General features: G+C 64.3%; 19 protein-coding genes. All 19 read right to left on the reverse strand.

Translation table 11 applies throughout. From position 1 onward, the window contains the following. Nucleotides 1-7: 7 nt before the first annotated feature. Nucleotides 8-1,210, reverse strand: coding sequence for a mandelate racemase/muconate lactonizing enzyme family protein (locus EV191_RS21585; RefSeq protein WP_207894608.1), 1,203 nt, complete (start codon nucleotides 1,208-1,210; stop codon nucleotides 8-10). Between the two features lie 17 nt (nucleotides 1,211-1,227). Further along, entirely contained in the window at nucleotides 1,228-1,800 is a 573-nt protein-coding gene (locus tag EV191_RS21590; protein ID WP_207894609.1) for a cysteine dioxygenase family protein, read from the reverse strand. A gap of 17 nt (nucleotides 1,801-1,817) precedes the next feature. Then, nucleotides 1,818-2,885 (reverse strand): molybdopterin-dependent oxidoreductase, encoded by a 1,068-nt coding sequence (locus EV191_RS21595; protein WP_132878971.1) that lies wholly within the window; start codon nucleotides 2,883-2,885, stop codon nucleotides 1,818-1,820. 6 nt (nucleotides 2,886-2,891) lie between these two features. Next, nucleotides 2,892-3,629 (reverse strand): enoyl-CoA hydratase/isomerase family protein, encoded by a 738-nt coding sequence (locus tag EV191_RS21600; protein WP_132878972.1) that lies wholly within the window; start codon nucleotides 3,627-3,629, stop codon nucleotides 2,892-2,894. Continuing rightward, entirely contained in the window at nucleotides 3,626-4,804 is a 1,179-nt protein-coding gene (locus EV191_RS21605; RefSeq protein ID WP_132878973.1) for a CaiB/BaiF CoA transferase family protein, read from the reverse strand. The genes EV191_RS21600 and EV191_RS21605 overlap by 4 nt, the downstream gene beginning before the upstream one ends. Before the next feature lie 4 nt (nucleotides 4,805-4,808). Next, nucleotides 4,809-5,564, reverse strand: a complete 756-nt coding sequence (locus EV191_RS21610; protein WP_132878974.1) for an enoyl-CoA hydratase/isomerase family protein — start codon at nucleotides 5,562-5,564, stop codon at nucleotides 4,809-4,811. Nucleotides 5,565-5,595: 31 nt separating this feature from the next. Continuing rightward, a complete protein-coding gene (locus EV191_RS21615) occupies nucleotides 5,596-6,879 on the reverse strand; it encodes a CaiB/BaiF CoA transferase family protein (RefSeq protein WP_132878975.1) in 1,284 nt (427 codons plus the stop codon). Next, complete coding sequence (locus EV191_RS21620) at nucleotides 6,876-7,850, reverse strand: CoA transferase (protein WP_132878976.1); 975 nt, start codon at nucleotides 7,848-7,850, stop codon at nucleotides 6,876-6,878. Before EV191_RS21620 ends, EV191_RS21615 begins: the two co-directional genes overlap by 4 nt. 22 nt (nucleotides 7,851-7,872) lie before the next feature. After that, the gene (locus tag EV191_RS21625; protein WP_132878977.1) at nucleotides 7,873-8,958 is read right to left on the reverse strand and encodes an ABC transporter substrate-binding protein; all 1,086 of its coding nucleotides are present in this window, start codon (nucleotides 8,956-8,958) and stop codon (nucleotides 7,873-7,875) included. 13 nt (nucleotides 8,959-8,971) lie between these two features. Then, on the reverse strand, nucleotides 8,972-9,805 hold the full coding sequence (locus tag EV191_RS21630) for an ABC transporter permease (RefSeq protein ID WP_132878978.1): 834 nt from the start codon (nucleotides 9,803-9,805) through the stop codon (nucleotides 8,972-8,974). Then, nucleotides 9,802-10,596, reverse strand: a complete 795-nt coding sequence (locus EV191_RS21635; protein WP_132878979.1) for an ABC transporter ATP-binding protein — start codon at nucleotides 10,594-10,596, stop codon at nucleotides 9,802-9,804. Before EV191_RS21635 ends, EV191_RS21630 begins: the two co-directional genes overlap by 4 nt. An 83-nt stretch (nucleotides 10,597-10,679) precedes the next feature. Then, nucleotides 10,680-11,459: an IclR family transcriptional regulator gene (locus EV191_RS21640; protein ID WP_132878980.1), complete on the reverse strand. Its 780-nt coding sequence runs from the start codon at nucleotides 11,457-11,459 to the stop codon at nucleotides 10,680-10,682. 213 nt (nucleotides 11,460-11,672) lie between these two features. Then, entirely contained in the window at nucleotides 11,673-13,001 is a 1,329-nt protein-coding gene (locus tag EV191_RS21645) for an MFS transporter (RefSeq protein ID WP_165913043.1), read from the reverse strand. Between the two features lie 195 nt (nucleotides 13,002-13,196). After that, nucleotides 13,197-14,723, reverse strand: coding sequence for a class I adenylate-forming enzyme family protein (locus EV191_RS21650; RefSeq protein ID WP_165913044.1), 1,527 nt, complete (start codon nucleotides 14,721-14,723; stop codon nucleotides 13,197-13,199). Further along, on the reverse strand, nucleotides 14,720-15,454 hold the full coding sequence (locus EV191_RS21655) for a CoA-transferase subunit beta (protein WP_132878983.1): 735 nt from the start codon (nucleotides 15,452-15,454) through the stop codon (nucleotides 14,720-14,722). Before EV191_RS21655 ends, EV191_RS21650 begins: the two co-directional genes overlap by 4 nt. Then, nucleotides 15,451-16,281 (reverse strand): CoA transferase subunit A, encoded by an 831-nt coding sequence (locus EV191_RS21660; protein ID WP_132878984.1) that lies wholly within the window; start codon nucleotides 16,279-16,281, stop codon nucleotides 15,451-15,453. The genes EV191_RS21655 and EV191_RS21660 overlap by 4 nt, the downstream gene beginning before the upstream one ends. Nucleotides 16,282-16,303: 22 nt before the next feature. After that, the gene (locus EV191_RS21665; protein ID WP_132878985.1) at nucleotides 16,304-17,674 is read right to left on the reverse strand and encodes an aldehyde dehydrogenase family protein; all 1,371 of its coding nucleotides are present in this window, start codon (nucleotides 17,672-17,674) and stop codon (nucleotides 16,304-16,306) included. Between the two features lie 48 nt (nucleotides 17,675-17,722). Continuing rightward, nucleotides 17,723-18,373: a class II aldolase/adducin family protein gene (locus tag EV191_RS21670; RefSeq protein WP_243659124.1), complete on the reverse strand. Its 651-nt coding sequence runs from the start codon at nucleotides 18,371-18,373 to the stop codon at nucleotides 17,723-17,725. Further along, a complete protein-coding gene (locus tag EV191_RS21675; protein ID WP_132878986.1) occupies nucleotides 18,370-19,326 on the reverse strand; it encodes a sugar-binding transcriptional regulator in 957 nt (318 codons plus the stop codon). Before EV191_RS21675 ends, EV191_RS21670 begins: the two co-directional genes overlap by 4 nt. Nucleotides 19,327-19,425: the final 99 nt, after the last annotated feature.

Below are 19,425 nucleotides of genomic sequence, written 5' to 3' on the forward strand. Positions count from 1 at the left end.
TCGGTTGTCAACGCCCAACGGCAGGCTCACCGGAGACCACGTGTGCCTGGAGGTAGTCCTCCCGGATGGTGATCCCCAATCCCGGCCGGTCAGGTATGTCCAGGTACCCGTCCCGCGCAACAAACTCCTCTTCGACGAGGTCGTGCAGCATCGGATGACCGCCAAGGGAGTACTCCAGAATGTACCCACAGTTGCTTGCCGCGGCGATATGCATGCCCGCGGTGAAGCCAGGGGCGCCCGACCAGAGGTGCGGCGCCATCCGCAGATTATGCGCCGAAGCGAGCGCGGCGATCCGCATCCCCTCGGTGATACCGCCACATACCGCGAGATCTGGTTGCAGTACGTCCACAGCGCCCGCGTCGATCATGTCCCGGAAGTCGAACCGGGTGTACTCACTCTCCCCCGCCGCGATCGGGACATGGGTGAACTCACGAAGCCGCGCCATACCAGGCTTATCATCTCCGCTCAGCGGCTCCTCGAGCCAGCCGAGGTCACAATCGCGCACCAGATGGCAGAATCGCTTCGCCTCGGCGAGGGTGAACGCGCCATGCGCGTCCACAAGCAACTCGACATCTGGCCCGATGGCCTCCCTGGCCGCGATCACCCGGCGCGCCGATTCCTGCATCGAGCCGTCCATCGGACCAATCCGCATCTTCACGGCGCCAAACTTGCCGCGGTCCACGTAGTCACGTAACTCCGGGCCGATGTCAGCCGCACTCGCCCATCCGCCGGATCCGTAGGCGGGTAACCGTTCCGCGCGGCGACCACCGAGCAACTGCCATACCGGCGCGTCCAACGTTTTCCCGAGCAGGTCCCACAAGGCGATATCGACCGCGCTGATCGCCGCGACCGACATCCCCCGGCGGCTCATCTCCGGGAAGACGAACCCGCGCGCACTGGCGAAATGCGCGCGTACTCCACTGTAGAGCTCATCCGCGAGCACGCTTGGCGCCAGCGCGTTCTTGCCAATGAGTTTGGGAGCGATCTCCTGGTTCAGCAGCGCGGTCAGCGCGGCATAGGTTCCCGCGCTACCGGGCGCGTTCTTGGCCTCACCCCAACCAACCACGCCGTTCTCCGCGGTGACCCGAACGATTGTCGAGTCGAATGAGCTTACCTGGCCGAAATCACCGAAATGCTGCTGCCGTTCCGGAATCGGCACATGTACCCACCAGGCCTGCAGGTTGGCGATCGGCAGCGGTCGGTTTCCCATCGATGCTCCTTTTCCGCTCAACTGGTCGCGGGTGTTGCCCACGGGGACACGAACCAAGCAACGTCGCCGGTATCGGCGTCATAGCTACGCCGGCGCAGTTCGCCAATATTCGCGCCGTACACGTGGATTCCTACGCACGGCAGATCTCCCGCACAGGACACCGCGTGTACATCGTCGTCTGTCGTGCAGCACACCGTCACCTCACCGGGCGACCAGTCATGCTCACCAAGTCGCTCTGGCACGACCCCGTCTGCTGGTTTCGCATATCGCACCTCGCGTTCCACTCCGGAATAGATGCCGACCACACCCCAGGTTTCGTGCCCGTGCACTGGAGTACGCTGCCCGACATTCCACACCGCGGAGGCGATGGAGAAGGCTCCGTCCGGCGCGACGTAGAGCGGGTACATCACGTAGTGGTCCGGATGTGCCGTGATATGACTCGCGGGCAAGGTGAATGCCTTATCCGCCAACAACTCCGCGAGGGTGTCCGCGATCGAGGCGGTAACGTCCCTTTCGTTCGGATAATGGTCCACCAAAGCTCGTACGGTCAGCGCGAAGTCATGCACCTCGGCGACGCTGGCGCTCAGCATCGCTGCCCCTTTCCTGCTCAGCCCCGAGGCCGCGCAATAAGATCGACGTTCACGATGTGAATCTGGTTGTTGCCGTAACCGAGCCGGTCCAGCGGCGCGGTCCAGTCCTGCGTCTCGCCGGCATCGTCCACGACGCGAGCCGCGATCCGTCGCATGCCGCGCGGCAACCCAGCTGGCAATCGCGCATTCCAGCGCACCCAGGACCATGCTCCTTCGGGGGCCGCGAGTTCCGCCGGAATCCAGTTCGTCCCGTCGTCGGCGGTGATCTCGACCCTCGCGACCTGCCGCGGTCCGGCCCAAGCGACGCCGGAGATCACCGCGTCATCCCCGACTGCCTCTCCTTCCTCTGGCGACAGGACCACCGCGCGTGGCCGCTGTTGCCCGACGACAGCGAGCACCTCGCCGTTGTCGTCCTGGTACGTGTACCGCTCGTGTTGCCAGAACCCGTGGAACTCGGTTGACGTCAGATCAATCCGGGTCGGCCACTTTACCCACCAGATGCCGTACCAGCCGGGCACCACAAGTCGGACAGGGCCACCGTGTTCGACCGGCAGTGGGCCGTCGTTGACTTGCCAGCACAGCATCGTGTCCGGGTGCAGGGCCTTGTCCCGATGCAACCCCTTCGCGAAGTACGCGTGCTTGTCCTCGGGTTGGGTCACGCCGTTGTCCGGTGCGTGCAGCACCGCGTACTCCCAGCCTTCGGTGCCGTCGAACTCGGCAAGTACCGTGCGCAGGCTGGTGCCCACCCACTTGGCCTGCCCGAACATGCCGAGGCCGAACTGGTTTCCCGGAGCGCGACTGTCGCGTAACCCACGGCCGTTTCCGGCACACTCGAGTACCGCGACGATCTCCCTTGTTGGCAGTGCGCGCAGTTCGTCGATCCCCACCGCGACGGTTCTCCCATCCGGCAACACCAGGTCGATCCGGTACTGATCACTCAGCTCTGGCTGCTCGTAGTGGCTGACCAGAAACATATCCGCGATATCGGTGCGTTCACCGCGCTGCGCGTCCAGGCGACCTTCGGCCATCTGCAGCCGACTCTTGCTGTCGTACACCCGTGCACGCAAAGTGCCGTGCTCCGCCATTTGCCCTCACCTCTCTGATTCCCTCACAGGTACCGATGCCGTGGACGCCGATCGGTAGCGGTCGATCCGGTCCCGCAGGCCCGGTTCGGCAACCAACGAACGGACCAGATCGGCGACCACCGCGCCGCCGGCGTCAGGGCCGCGCGCAGCCCGCATGAGCTGGCTCGTCGTGCCGTCGGGCAGTGCGGCCAACTCGGCGACGATTCGGCCGATGCCCTCGGCTATCTCGTCCGCGGGCAACAACTCGGTCAACAATCCATATCGCAGGGCGCTACTCGACCTGCACACCTCGGCGCTCGCGGCTAGTCGAGTAGCGATCGGCACCGAGGTCACCTGCGCCAGCCGGCGTGTCCCGAGTACCGCCCCGAACGCGGCCCCGGGAAACCGGAAACTCGCGTGCTCCGAACCGATCCGGTGATCACAGGCGAGCGCCAGATCGGCTCCCGCGCCCACGGCCGCACCCGTCACCACGGCCACCGTGGCGAACGGTGCCTCGTAGAGGCGTTCAAGTAGGAGTCCGAGCCGGCAGAACCGGTGCAGCAGGGTCGCGTCCGTCTCCTCGGCGAGGTTACCGAGATCGAACCCGGCGCAGAACTGCCGGGCGGTCGAGCGGAAAACGACGGTGCGCGCGGCCGCCTGCTGAGCCTCGTCCAGCCCAGCGTGTAGCTGATCCACCAACTCCGCGCTCAACGCGTTTGCCTTCGTCGGCCGGTCCAAGACGATCTCATGCACACCGCCGGTCATTGGCCCCAGTCCCGCACGACCTCGGCGGTATGTTCACCAAGTACCGGGGCTCCTCGATCAACCCTGCTTGGTAACCCGCTTACCTGGACGGGAAAAACCACGGTCGGCATGCTGCCGATGACCGGCGTGGGCACGGAGCGCACCAGCCCACGCATCTCGACGTGCGGGTCGTCGAGAATATCGGCAAACGAGTTGATTGGTCCACATGGGACACCACGGCGACCGAACTCGGCCACCCAGTGCGCCACCGGTTTCGTGGCGAACTCCTTCGCCAGAATCTCGACGAGCTCGTCCTGGTGCACGGCCCGCGCGGCTTGATCCGTGAACCGTGGATCATCGACCAGCTCGGTTTTCTCGGTTGCCTTGCAGACTTCCTGCCACAGTCGATCGTTGCCGGCGGCGAGGGTGAACGTACCGTCGCTGGCGCGGAATGCCTGATATGGCGCGTTTCGGGGGTGCGCCGAGCCGCGCGCCGTCGGCGCCCTCCCGGTCCCCCAGTACTCACTTGTCTGCAGCGCCGAGGTGGCGAGCAGGCAGTCCAGCATGGCGCAGTCCACATGTCGCGAGACGCCGGTCTCCCGAACCTGTGGCAACAGCGCGGCCGTCGTATAAGCGGCATACAACCCCGCGACGAAATCGCCTACCGGAACACCACTTTTGACCGGGTCACCACCCGGCTCCCCAGTAACGCTCATCAGGCCGCTCATGCCCTGGATCACCACGTCGAAAGCACCGCGTTCGACGTACGGTCCGTGCAGCCCGAACCCGGAGATCGAACAGTAGACGAGGCCGCGATGGCGCGCGGAGACCTCGGCGAAACCCAGTCCTAGGCGATCCAGTACCCCAGGCCGGTAGTTCTCGATCACCACATCGGAGTTACTGATCAGCTCGGCTACCATCGCACGATCGGCATCCTGCTTCAGATCGGCGAGCACGCTGCGCTTGTTACGGTTGACCGAAGCGAAGTTGTAGCTGAACGCGGCGCCGTCGTCGGCCGTATCGCGGGGCGGCCACTGCCGCATACCGTCCCCACTCGGCGACTCGACTTTCACGACATCCGCGCCGAGATCGGCGAGTAGCATCGCGGCGAACGGCCCGGCTGCCACGTGGCATAGTTCCACGACGCGCACGCCGTCCAACGGATATCCCGGACCAGCGGGTGAACTGCTCTGCATCTGGTTACTTCCCCTGAAACTTTGGCGCACGCTTCTCCCGAAACGCGGCAATGCCCTCTTGGCGATCCGCACTGTGCAGAACTTCGGCTAACTGACCGCGTGCGACTCCGGCTACCTCCAGTGGGCTGCGGGAAACCGTGTCCAGCATGAGGCCCTTGAGGGCCTTCACCACCAACGGGGCACTGTCACACAGTGTCCGTGCCATCCGCTCGGCACTGGCGAGCACCTCGTCATCGGCAGTAACCCGATTGAGCATGCCCATCTGCCGCGCCTGTTCCGGCCCGATCCGCTCGCCAAGCAGCGCGAACTCCATCGCGAACTTCAGTGGCATCCTGGACGCGATACCGGTAACCACGCCGCCGGTGAAGCCGACCTGTGCCTCCGGGTACCAGAACTGCGCGCTCTCCCCAGCGATCGCGAGATCGCAGTACAACATCAGTACGCAGCCGCCGCCGACGCAGTAGCCGTTCACCGCGGCGATCACGGGTTTGTCTACCCTTACCCCAACGTTCGGAATCGACTCCCACATCTCGCCGCGAAACGAGCCAAGATCGGCGCCGGCGCAGAAGGCCTTGGCTCCGACGCCAGTCAGGATGGCGCAGCGATCATCGCTCGCGTTGAAGGTATGCCACGCGTTGTGCAGTCCCTCGATGACCGCGTCGTTGATGGTGTTGAGCTGCTTGGGCCGGTTGATCGAGATCGTCGTGATGCCGTTGTTTGAGGACACCAGTACGGCGTCCTGCTCCTGCTCATCCGCCATCGATTGTTCCCTTTCGCTCGCCTGTCCGATGTCACCAGCCTGTTGCGGCCTCGATGCGTGCGCCTGGTCCGCGAACGATCACGCCGTCCGTGGCGAGGCTGGTCAGCTCCTCCTCGTCGATACCCGCGAATTCGCGCAGCACCTGGTCGGTGTGCTCGCCCCAGCGCGGCGCGGGATTGCGCAGTGGCATATGCGATCCGTCGAGCACATAGGGCAATCCGGGGTATGGATGCCGGCCGGTGCTCGGATGCTCGAGTGCCGTGTAGAACCCCGACGAACACAGAAACTCATCGCGCGCGACCATGCCCGAGTCCGCGACGGGCGCGGCCGGCACGCCCGCTTGCTGCAGTTCGCCGACCAGCGCGGAAACCTCGGTGTGCTTCGATGTCCATTCGGACAGCGCCGAGTCCAGTTGTTCCCTCGCCCGCAGCCGCGCCGCGGTGTCAACAAGTTCCGGACTGGCGAAGCTCGCGATTCCGGTGCACCGCACCAGGTTCTGCCATTGCTGGTCAGTGCCTACCCCGATCGCGATATACGCACGCTGATCCGCAAGCGGATAGATACCGTGCGGTGCGGCGGCCGGATGCCGGTTACCACCCCAGCCCGTTGACTCCGTGGCCGCGGAAGCGTCGAGAAACACGTCACCGATCATGGACATGTACGCTTCCACGAGGCTGGTTTCGAGGTACGCTCCTCGACCGGTGCGCCGCGCCTGGTAGTAAGCGGTCGCCACCGCGGTAGCCGAGACCAGCCCACCGACCGGATCACCGAACGCGAACCCGGTAAGCACCGGGCTTTCTCGCGCGCCAATCAGTCGCGGAGCACCGGTTGCCGCCTCGAACTGCGCACCGAAACCGGCCAGCCGCCCACGCGAGCCACCCGCACCGAACGCGGACATCTCGACCACGATGGCGTCCTCACCGCGTAACTCGACATACCGGTCGTAGCCGAGCCCGAGACGATCCATCACTCCAGCCCGAGCGTTCGACACGAGGATCTGGCAGTGCTTCGCCAGCGATTCGATGAGACGCAACCCGCGTGGCTGCTTCACGTCGATCACCACGCCCAGCTTGTCGTGGTTCTGCGTGTTGAACCAGGCGTTGCGATTCTCCGGATCGGGCTCGGGCTCACCGTCCGGAAAGCGCTGCGCGAGATCGCTGCCGAGCGTCCGGAGGCTGTCCGGACGCTGCGGCGACTCCACCTTGATCACCGTCGCGCCGAAGCTGGCCAGCATTCTGGTCGTCATCGGTCCGGCCCACAACTGTGTCATATCGAGTACACAGACACCGTCCAGCGGCAATACCCGGCTGGTCATGGTCGCCTCCCATCAATGAGAAAACCGGGGCGCGGCGCGCGCCCGCGCCGGCCATCCGGCAGCTCGACGCACTCCCACAGATCCCGTGCGGCGAACTCCGCATCGGCCAGGACAGTCGCCGTCTCGGGGATCTCCGCCACGGCCACATTGGTCTGATGTCCGAGATCCATGGCTTCCGCGACGGTCAGCACTCGCACCCTGCGTTCCAGATACCCTTGCAGCAATCGGCTGTTCTGCACCCGCGATCCGTTCGCCACGTAGCGGGTCTCATCGGTTGGCCGGTACTCACCGAGAAAGTCCGCGACATGCCGCCATGGCCCGCCGGCGTAGATCGCGACCCAACCATCGACACAGGCGAGCACGTGCCGGGAACCGGTCTGCCCGATAGGGTCCGTATTGCCGTTGTACTCCCACTGTGTGGTGTGGCACGGCAGCATCGACGCGACCGTTTCCAGCAGGGAGACCGTCACATCCGGTGCGTCCGATACCGCTCGCTGGTTCGCCGCGAGCCGCATGGTGAGTCCGAAATAGAGGTACATTCCAGCAAGAAACTGGAAGCGATGACCAAAACCGTACAGCGGTTGACCATCCGGCGACGTGGTGAAATCCGTCGCGCCGCCAAGGCAGGCAAGAACGAGCTCGTTCACGGACCAGTTCGCCCGTACCCCTGGATCCGGTCCGAACGGCAACACCTCGCCGCGAAGCGAGTAGTGGCTAGGCGACCTAGCCCAGTCGGTCGTATGGTCACCGAGCAGAACCACGGGGCCGGACGCGGCGAGATCGTCCCGTGACGCTCGCTCCTTTCCGTCATCGAGGTAGGCCTCGGTGGCCGGGACACCAGTGGAGCGGCGCTGCCCGGCCAGAATCGACACCGTGGCACCGAACTTCTGGAACAGCCGGCCGCAGTAGCGCAGCGCGGGTTCATCGCCGCATTCCACCACCTGAACATCACCGAGCGGTCGCGATCGCATAGCCGTCACGCGCCTTTCGTTGTCAGTTAGGATTCTTCGCCATCTCGATGATCGCGTCGCGATCGAAATCGTTCATCTGATCAGCCAGCCTCAGGTCAACCACGGTCGAGGTGTCCACCGAGGTCTCGAGTAACCCGCCATCCACGTAGGAATCCGCTGTTGCCTGAACATCTTCTGGGGGCACGTAGCCAAGCTGGCCATCCTCGCCGGGATCACTCATCTCCGCGGCGCGGGCCCGCAGCACCTCGACCGCACGGTCCACATTCTCCTGGTCCGCTTGCTCGGGGAACTGCTTCCAGTGCAATCTGGTGGCTTCTCGCGGATTCTCCTGCGAGAACACAATTCCCTCGTTCACCGCTTTGCCGAAGGCGGCCACCAGCTCCGGGTGCTTCTCCAAATCGTCTCGCCGTACCACGAATCCCGCCGACGCTGGCGATTCCGTCATCTCGGCAGGCAGGTACCGCAGGCCCGATCCCAGGATGTCCCCGACGACCTCCTTCGGCCCAGTATAGGTGGCGTACGCGTCAATCTTCCCGGTCTGCAACGCATCGGCAGCTGTGGCACCACTGCCAACGTTGAGCCAGGACACATCGGACGACGGGTCCATCCCCGCTCGGTCGGTAATCGCCTGCCCGTAGAGATACGCCGCCGCCGCGAGGTCTTGCGCGCCGATCGACTTACCTTTCAGTTCGGTGACGTCCTGATACGGGCTGTCCGAGGGCACGGCGATGCCGTAGCGCTGGCGGTCGGTCACGTAGAAGATCACCAACTGGTCGTCCTGCTGTGCCGCGAACAACAGGGATGTCATGCCGCCGAAGGCCACGAACGCCTCGCCGGTGGACACCGCGATCGCGCACTGGGTCGCGCCCTTGACCGCGAGCACGTCGACGTCCAGCCCTTTCTCGGCATAGAACCCTTTCTGGATGGGCACCGACGCGTACGGAGCGGTGGACGTGGACAGGGCCGGGTCGGCAACGCAGAAGGTCACCGGCGATTGGCCATTCGGGTTCAACGTCGCCGCACTGCTGGCACAACCGGCCGCCAGCATGGTCACCGCGGCAGCGACCGCCAGCCGGAATCGCCGGCGTGGAGCACGTATTGCCATCATCGCAGCACCCGCCTTACCTGCTGAACTTGGTGAATCGGGATTCCACGAACTTCACGATGAAGAACAGTCCGAGACCGATCGCGGCAAGGATGATCAGCACCGCGAACACGCCAGCAATGTCGCCGAGGAAAGCCTTCTGCTGGATGATGTAGCCGAGACCCTCCTGCGCACCAACGAACTCACCGACAATCACGCCAAGCAGCGCGTTGACGGCAGCGACGTTCAGCGCGGGGAAGATATAGGTGACCGCGTTCGGCACGAGCAGGTATCGCAGTTGCTTTCGCCAGCCGGCACGCAACGAGCGCATCAGGTCAAGCTCATCCTTGTCGACCTCGGTGAACCCGGCGACGGTGTTGGTGAAGATCGGGAAGAACGCGAGCAACGCGCCGATCGCGATCTTGGGCGCGAGACCATAGCCGAGCCAGGTGACTAGCAGCGGCGCGATCGCGATCTTGGGGAAGGTCTGGATCGCTATCACGTACGGGTAAAACGTTTTGCGCACCAACGGAAGGAACGCGAACAACGAACCAATCACCAAAGCCGCCACCAGACCGATCGCGAACGCCGCGAGCGTCTCGATCAACGTCACCTGGATATGCGGCCACCACTCGCCACCAAACAGGCCACGGCCCAATGACGCGACAGTGTTACCTGGCGAAGGCAGCACCAAGCGGGAAGCAAACCGCGCCGCGTAGGCGATCTGCCAGACGACGACCACCAGGACAAGTACCGCGGCGGCCAGCACAACGGGCGCCCATCGGCTGCGCGCCCACCATCGATTCCGCTGGTTCGCCCCCACTTTCCCGAGCGCGGCCGTTTCCACCTTCTCTTCCTGCTGTAGACTCATGGCGCCACAACCTCACGCGCGGACGATTCGGAGGCGAGATCGAAAGTTTCCCGAATACGGGCCACAAGGTCGAAGAACTCTTTTGACTTACGCAGTTCAGCGCCACGGGGCCGCGGGAACGGGACAGTGATCTCGTCGATGATCCGGCCGGGCCGCGCTCCCATCACCGCGATCCGGTCCGACATGAACACCGACTCGGCGATGCTGTGCGTAACGAACAGCACTGTCTTTGGTTCGCGTTGCCACAGCTCGATGAACTCCTCGTTCAGTGTCTCCCTGGTGAACTCGTCGAGCGCACCGAATGGCTCATCCATGAGTAGCACATCGGGATGCGAGACCAGTGACCGAGCGATGGCGGCTCGTTGCTGCATGCCACCGGATAGTTCACTGGGGTAGGCGTTGGCGAAGTCTGAGAGTTTCACCAGCGCGAGCAGTTCCTTGGCGTACTCGACCGCCTCCTTCGGCCGCGACCCCGCGACGTCCAGTGGCAGCAGTACGTTGTCCTGGATGCTGCGCCAGCGCAGTAGTGTGGGTTTCTGAAACACGAAGCTGACCGAGTCGCTTGGTTCCACTATCTCGTGACCATCCAACCAGGCGCTGCCACCGCTCGGTGGCAGCAATCCCGCAACGATCTTGAGCAGCGTAGATTTCCCGCACCCGCTCGGGCCGAGCAGGCTGATGAATTCGCCAGGCTCCACCGCCAGGTCTACCGCCGACAGCGCGTCAACGGTCTCCTGTTGCCTCGTTACGAATTTCTTGCTCACGCCACGCAGGTACACGCCCTTTTCCACAGTTTCTCCTTTGAAAAAGCCGGGCTAGTCCATAGTGGACCTGTGGCACGACACATAATCGTGTCTCCGGGGTTTGCCTTCAGTTAACTGATGCGCGGCAGATCACGTTCGGCGAGCTCGTTCCGCAGTGCGCCGAGCAACTTGTCGAAGTTGTCCATAATCCGCTGCACCGGGCCGGAGAAGCCCAGTGCCGCGACAACGTCCTGCAGTGGAGAACACACCGGTATCGCGATACCGCCGACTTGAGCGCGCCATTCGCCGCGGTTTACGGCGTACCCGCGCTCCCGAATATCATCGAGTTCCGCTCGCAGCTTGCCAGGGTCAGTAATCGTGTTTGGACTGAACGCGGCGATCGGGGTTTCGAGGACCCGCTCCCGTTCGGCTTCCGGTTGATAGGCGAGCAACACCTTCCCGGTAGCCACGCAGTAAGCCGGAGCCCTGCCGCCGAGCACCGTGTAGGCCCTGATCGGTTCCGAACCATCTGCCTTATCGATATAGACGACCGATCCAGCCTCGTAGATCGTGAGGTGCACCGTCTCGCCGTAGGTTTCCGCGAGCTTGTTCACGGCCGGAGACAACATATCCCGCAGGTCCGTGATCTCGAATGACTGCGCGGCCAACGCCCACAAGCGCGAGGTTAGCGCGTAGGTGTCGGTCGTGGGATCCCGCTCGGCCCAGCCCGCCTCCACGAGCGTACGCAACAGCCGGTAGGTGGTCTGCCGGTTCAGCCCGACGGCCCCAGCCAGCTCCCGCACTCCCCGCCGCTGACCACTCAGCTCCTCGATTACCCGCAGTCCATTGCTGAACGTGGACAGTACGGGTTGATCGCCGCCGGAGGTCGAGGAAACATAGGACTCGGCCATGTCATCACATTCTGATCAGGGTTAACCATCTTCTGAATAGCCACCTTCGGCCAGGTCCCGGGACTTTGTCAACCCTCGGTTCACTGAACCCGCTCGCGTCCAAGGTGTGGAACAGAAAGCTATCCCAAATGCTCCACAATGGACTATTTGCGCTCGGTGTCACGGCGTCAACACGTCGCACGCGCACGGCGCGACTAGTTCGGCACGGCGCACTCACGACCGGGTAGTCGGATTCTCGATTCCCGCCCGCGCCTCGACGGGTTCAGCATGCTCGCCGGCCTCGACGGAAGCTGCTTTCTCGCCACGCGGGCGAAGCAAGAAGGTCAGCAGAAACCCACAGGCATACACCGCCGCGATAATCCAGAACACGCCAACAACTCCAAGCCCGCCAAGGAACAGCAGCGGGATCAGCGGGCCCACGGCTTGCGCGGCTCCTGCGCCCAGGTTGAGTATGGCGATCGCCGCTGCCTTGTTCTCCTTGGCGAGCAGTGGCACGATCGCGCTCAGGGGCACGAACGCGGCAAGCGTGAATCCGTAGCAGCACACCGCGATGAGCATCACCGGATAACTCGGTCCTGCCCAAAGCGCGGCATACAGGATGAGCAACACGGTGACCGCTGTGCCGCCACACCCGACCCACCGCACCACCCAGACCCGGCCGAACCAATCACCAAGGTAGCCGTTGATCACGTTCCCGATGATGTTGGCCAACTGCATCGTTCCCCAGACATACTGCCAACCGCCGACCGTGAAGCCGACCTGTTCCACCATGTACACCGGGAGAAAAACGGCGAACGCGTACACCGCGACCGAGTTGACCAATCGCACTGCCCCACCTGCGGCCACTCGTGGCCGGTGCACGACAATCGTGATCGCCGTGCACGCCTGGCGAATCTTCTGCCCTGTGCTCCCCGCCGCGCGGGGGACGTCCTTGATCAGCAGGATGGTGAGGCCGCCAGCCACGGCGAAGAACAATGAGGTCCACAGGGTGTTGAGCATGCCGAAGATGGGGATACCGAAGCCGGCCCAGTATGCCCCCAAGACACCCATACCCGCGGAACTGAAGAACCAGTACCAACCGACCGCGCGCCCGAGTCTGCCTTCCGGGGTTGCCAGTGTTACCCAGGTCAGGAAGCCGAACGCGAACAAAGGGTAGGCAAGCCCACGAATCGTGTACGTGATGAGCCCTAGAACGAAATTCGAGAAAATAATCCCGAAGACGATGAACAGCACCTGAAAGGTAATCCATCCGACGATTCCGAACACCATGATCCGGCGCGGCCCCCACCCCGCGCTCAGCGCGCCTGCCAACCAGGCGGCGATCGCGACCGTGACGCCGTACGCGGTCAGTACCGTGCCTACCTCGGGCTGGGAATAGCCGTAACTGATCAGGAGATTCGCCAGATAAGCGTTATCCAGGCCGTCACCGACCATGAACAGCGTCAGACCAAGGAACCCCCACGCGAGCTTCGGTTCGATACCCTGCCTGCTGAGCAGTCCGGCAAGCCGCCCAGTACCGTGATCTGCTGTGCCTCTTTGCACCTCGGCCACCTCCGGGGTCATAGTCGACCCGACTTCGAAATGCGATCCGCGTGGAATGACTGAACTTTTGTGCATTTCGAATTTCGGGGATTAGGTCATGCTATCCAGGTGATCGGCGAAATCAATACGAACATTTGTGCGCGGCCAAGTTCGGCAACTTCAGAAATTAACCCGGGCAAATCGGGACCGTGCTGCTCAGCCGTCGCCTACTTTGCGCCGTAGCGCGTTCTTGTTGACCTTGCCCATTGGGTTCAACGGCAGTCGGCGCATCGTCGCGATGTACTCGGGCTGGTGGGCCCGTCCGAGCCGCTGGACGACGTACTCACGGAGTTGGTCGTGATCGAGGATCGAATCGCGCGCCGCCGGCACGACGAACGCGGCCGGGACCTCGCCGAGGTCGGGGTGTGGCGCGGCCACCACCGCGACCTCGGCGACCATCGGGTGAGTGCTCAATGCTGCCTCGATGGCGCCGGGCGCCAAGTTCTCCCCGCCCCTGAGGATCATCTCTTTCAGGCGTCCGGTGACCGACAGATAGCCATCGCTATCCACCATGCCCAGATCACCGGTATGCAGGACACCGTCCCGAACCGGCGCCGTATCCGAGTGCCCGACGTAGCCGGACATCACGGTGGGCCCGGCGATACAGATCTCGCCCACCTGTCCGGTTGGCATGATCGCACCGGATGCTGGATCTCGGATGGAGATCTGCTGTCCGGCGAGCGGGGTGCCGACCGTCCCCCGTCTGGGGGCCTCGAGCGGATTCATCGTTGACGTGCACGTTGCCTCGGACAGCCCGTAGGACTGAATCAGCGGTACGCCGAACGCGGTCTCGATCTGCTCATGCTGAGCCGTAGTCAGCGGTGCGGACCCGCACCGCAGCAGCCGAAGCGAGGTCAGCCGTTCGCGCCGACCCAGATGCGGCAGTATCCGCAGAAACATCGTCGGCACGCCGGTGATGATCGTCGCACGGTACCGCGCGAGTTGTTCGGTGACTCGGTCGGCGCGGAACCGGTCGATGAGAGCCACCGATGCACCAGCGAGCAACGGAGCGAACAGCTGATTGTTGATCCCATTCGTATGGTGCAACGGCATCAGGTGCAAGAGCCGGTCATCCGGGGTCAGGCAAGTGTGGGCCACGACACCGTCGGCGTTCGCCAGCAGCTGCGTACGGGAGAGCCGGATGGCCTTCGGCCGACCGGTGCTGCCGGAGGTGAACAACATCAAAGCGGCACGTTCGGGCGCGGGACGCGCGGGGCTCGACGCACGCCCGCCGGCGGACCGTACGACTGTCGCCAACCTGGTGACCGGAACCCCAACCGCCGGGGCGAGGTCCGCGTATCGCCGCGACCCAGCCAACACGTGGTCGATGCCGAACTCGGCGATCCTGGCCGCGAGCTCGTCAGTCGGCAGCCGCGGCTCCACAATGCAGGCACAATGCCCGGCACGGAGCGCGGCAAGCAGCGCGACGACCACATCGGCGTGCTTCTCCGCGACGATCACGACGGTAGCGCCGTCCCGTAGCCCCAGGTCTCTCAGTCGCGCGGCCGCACTGGCCACGCGCTCACCCAGCTCCGCATACCCCAGCTGGCCACCGTCACCACGTAGCGCAACCCGCCCCTGCCGACCATGCCGCACCAACGCCGCAGCAAGCGCTACATCGAGGTCCGGAGGGGACGGACCACGTGGTGCGGCACCGGATTCCGGTGCTTCCGAACCACTCACCGCAGCCGCACCGCCGCGTCGTCGGCGAAACGACCACTCGGGTCCAGTACCGCCAGCGCTTCGGCTTCGGCCACCGTCGGTATCGCGGTGGGCCCGGCGCCGTCGTGACACAGCACCTCGAAACCGGTTCGCTCGCGCACCTCCTCGAGGGTCACGTCGGGATGCCAGGACGACAGCCGCAGCTGGACGCCATCGTGGCTGAACACGGCGATGGGGGTGACCAACCCATACATCCCGCCTGCGGCAGTGCGGAAATCCAGAACCTCGACCAATGTCCGTGTGGAATGCTCGGTCCGCCACGTACATGAGCGGCGCGCCGTGGGTAACATGACCGCGCCGCCGCCACCGCCGGGGAGTCGCACTTTCGGCTGTTGCCAGGCACCGATGCACGAAACGTTGGTGTCGCCACGCCCATCGATCTGCGCGGCACCAAGGAAACACAGATCCATTTCGCCACGGGTACAGAGATCGTAGAAGTCCTCGTTGGCGAAAATCGCCCTACTGCCCTCCGCGAGGACCGGATCAGAACTCGAGATCGGCACGGAGGAAGGCAGTGGATCGACGCCGCCAGCGACGTTCAGGTAGGTGAACGGGAAATCGTAAGCACGTTTGGCGAGTAGGCACGCCAACATCGGCAGCGTGGAGTTGACGCCGCTGAAGGTGACCTCGTATGGCCGGATGAAGCGGGCAAGGTTGACAACGAGGTACGAGAACGGTGTCCACTCGGTCATCGAGCCACCTCCGGGGCCGCGGCGAGGTGCTGGTCGAGCGTATGCCCAGTATCGTCTAGATAGTCGCTTGTGGACGCGTAGTCGACGCCATAGTCCGGCCAGCAGGATCCTGGCCAGGCGCCTCGAGGGACGACACATGCGGCTGCCACGAGGAACCCGGGCACCAGGGTCAGCTCGGGCCTGGCAGCGAACTCGTTCTCGTCTACCATTCGCTCGGCCACCACGAGCACGCTGCGCGCCGAGCGTGTCATGATCCGGTCCCAATGGGTCGTGCCGAAAACTCGAGCGTCGCCGGAGCTGGTGATCTCATTCGCGTGCACGACGGCCACGTCCGGCCGGATTGCCGGGATGACGTAGGTACGTTCGCCGGACCCGTATGGATCGACGACTTCAGCCCAGCCGTTGAGCTGCGCCAGGTCCGAGCCCGTCACGCCGCCGATCGGTTGGAACGGAACACCGAAGGCCGCCGCCCGAAGACCAGCGGTCAACGTGGCGCAGGCGTGTTCCTCGAGTTCAACGGCACGAGTCTCGATCGCCTGCCGATACCATGGCGCGAGCCCGAAGTTTCCTTCCAGCGCGACGATGCCGGCACGGACTCGCCGAACGACTCCCGCGCGGCAGAGCAGATCGAGATCGTAACCCGGGGATTGCTTGATGATCTCCAGCTGCGTGCGGCCGGCCCGTACCAGTTCACGAACCAGCGCGAATGGGCCACGGTGCAGAAAACTGCCACCCAGCGCGACCGAGGATCCATCGGGGATGCGCGCCGCGAGTTCGGCGAGCGAAACGATCTTTGCGGGGCGCGAGCGGGTTTCAGCGGTGTTCATCGGAATCCTCCGGTTGGCGTGCTCATCCAGACACCATCGCGACCACTTTGTGATTGACGAACTCGTCGAGTCCGTAGCAGCCGAGTTCACGGCCGAATCCAGACCGTTTGACTCCACCGAAAGGTAGGGCCGGCACGTTCGGACGCCGCCCGTTGATCGCGACCATGCCCACCTCGAGTTGGCGGGCGACGTCCAGCGCCCGCTGCTCGTCAGCGGCATACACGGTCGATCCAAGCCCATACGGCGAGTCGTTGGCGAGTTCGACGGCGGCAGCGTCATCAGCCACCCGGTAGAGCACCGAAGCGGGGCCGAACAGCTCCTCGGTGTACGCACGCATCCCCGGCGTAACGTTGCTCAACACCGTCGGCGCGTAAAATGCACCGGTATCGCCAATTCGGTGTCCACCAGTATGTAATCGCGCGCCCCGGTCAACCGCATCGGTCACTTGGCCATGCAGCAACCGCAGTGCCTGCTCCGACGCCAAGGGGCCGATAATCGTGGTTTCCTCGCGTGGGTCCGCCGGCTGGTGCCGGGACATACCGGCGACGAATCGTTCAGCGAACCGTTCGAAGGCAGATTCGGCCACGATAAACCGTTTGGGCGCAGCACAGGCTTGACCACTGTTGTTCAGCCGGGCCGCGACGGCCGAGTCGGCCACCGAGTCGATGTCGTGGTCATCGAGGACGATGAACGGGTCGCTCCCGCCCAGTTCCAACACGACTTTCTTCAGTGCCGCGCCCGCCACAGCGCCCACCGCCGACCCGGCGCGCTCGGAACCGGTGAGCGAAACGCCTTGTACCTCGGGCCGTCCGATGAGGTCAGCGACCTGCTCGTTCGTGGCGAATACGTTGACATACGAGTCGGGAACTGGCAGTTGCTCGGCCATGAGTTCCTGCCACGCCAGCGCGGAAGTAGGGCACTGCGGCGCGTGTTTCAGCAACACGGTATTGCCGGTGACCAGTACGGGACCGGCGAACCTCGCTACCTGGTAAAAGGGGAAGTTCCACGGCATCACGCCGAGCACCACACCAAGCGGATGCCGCTGCACCCGGGCGCATGCGCCGGTGACACCGTCAACAGGCTCCGGGCGGAGCCGAGCGGGCGCCTGCTCCGCGTTCCAGCGTAGGATCGCCGCGGAGGTTTCGATCTCGGCCCTGGCCGCGGTGATCGGCTTGCCCATTTCGGTGGTAGTCAGCTCGGCGAGTTCGTCCCGCCGCGCGAGCAGACTGTCGGCCACGGCAATGACGGCGGCACAGCGGCTGGCTACCGGAGTGTCCCGCCAGTGAGGAAACGCGCCAGCCGCGCGCCGCAGCGCCGCGTCGGCTTCAGTGTCGGTGGTGGCGTTGAACTCCTGGCTGGTAATACCTGTCGTCGGGTTGGTCACGCGGTACATCGGTTCCTCCGGGCCGGGTACACGGTTTCGCGTCGCACGATGGCACGTCTACTTGTGGTAAAGCCGGTCAAGCGCCTCCGGGGGAAACGTCGCCGCCGTGTCGTTGAGCGTGAGCAGGCGGTAGGTCATCATCGCCGCCTGCTCCAGGTTCAGCGCTCGCCGGTAAGCCATGTCAACGGTAGGACCGATACAGGAACAGCCGTGGTATGCCATGACCACGCAGTTCGCGTCGGCCACGGCCATCGCGGCGGTATCGGCCAGTTCATCGGTGCCGTTGTGGTAGAAGTCGGTTCGATTCACCTTCCGGACATAGTTCGCATGGTCCATGGTCAGTAACCGGATCGGATATCCAAGCGCGTCGACCATCAGCGACATCTGCGGGTGTAGGTGAATAACACAGTTGACATCAGAGCGGGCCTCGTAGGTACGCGTGTGCAGTTTCCACTCGCTGGTCGGTTCTCCGTTCCCACGGTGCACCGTGCCGTGGCCGTCGATCACGCAGAAGTCATCGACGGTGAGCCGATCCAACCAGGTTCCCTTGCATGTCACCAGGTAGCGGTCTGCCTCGAGCCGGACCGAGAGGTTCCCGCCGCTACCCAACACAAGGTCGCGCCGTACGGCGTCCGCGCCAACGTCGATCAGTTCGCGGCAAACGTGCTCAGGGACCACATCGTTGTCGGATGTCGTAGCTGTTGTCACTCGGGATTCCTCACTTTTGGGGACAGGGATAGGAGACTGCGAGCCAGATCCGCATCAAGAGCGAGCGTCGTGATCTGCCCGGCGCGCAAGAGGGCGAACACTGCGCGTGCCTTGCCCCTGCCGGCAACCACCACGAACTTCTTGGGAATCGCGGACACCTCATCGTGCTCGAGTACCAGCAGCTGCGTGTCGAGATCGGACGCGACGGCGGTCGCGTCCTCGTCGTAATATCGCGAGACCAGATCACCGACAGCGCCACCGGCGATCAGCTGTTCCCGTATGCGCGTTGGCATCCCGTCGAGTGCCGTACCGCCCCCGGGATGCATCGAACCGACGCCGACAACGAGATGCCCCGCGCTGGCCGCGATACCGAGGGCGCTGGCAATAGCGGGCTCGCGGCGCAACGCCGCCACATTGGCCGGATCACTATGCAGCGGCGCGGGAATATTGTGCGCCGTCGCGCCAAGTCGCCGGCTCAGGTCGATCGCCAACGCGCTTGCCGTATAGGAGTTGGTTCTGGCGACCGACCCGCTAGCCGCCGATATGATCAGTTCCGGTCGGGAGATCTGGTCGAGCCGAGCGACCATCGCCGAGACCGCCCTGGACATCCCGACGGCCACCACTCCGTGGTACGGCAGGAAATCCTCCATCAGCTCGGCTCCCGCCCTACCAACCGCCGCCAGCGTACGATCCTGGTCATCCAGCGTCGGCGCCACCCGGCAGGCATCCAACTGGTAGCGCTCGATGAGCGACTGCTCCAGATGTTCGAACGGAGCCACCGGATCGTGGATCACGAACTCGACCAGCCCGAGCGCGCGCGCTCGTTGCAGATTGCGCGTCACCTTGATCCGACTCCAGCCCAGCGCTCGGCCAACCTCCGCATGCGTCATGTCGTGCTGGTAGTAGAGGACAGCCGCTTTGGTCAGTTCCCGCTCGTCCGGCACCGCGATCACCCACTTTGGTCTGTCGTCGGCAGCACCGACATCGCCGGCACGACCGATGGACTATGGCGCATACCCGAGACGACCCATCCGATGCACATATGTACATAG

The organism is Tamaricihabitans halophyticus, from assembly GCF_004340875.1.
Lineage (GTDB): Bacteria > Actinomycetota > Actinomycetes > Mycobacteriales > Pseudonocardiaceae > Tamaricihabitans > Tamaricihabitans halophyticus.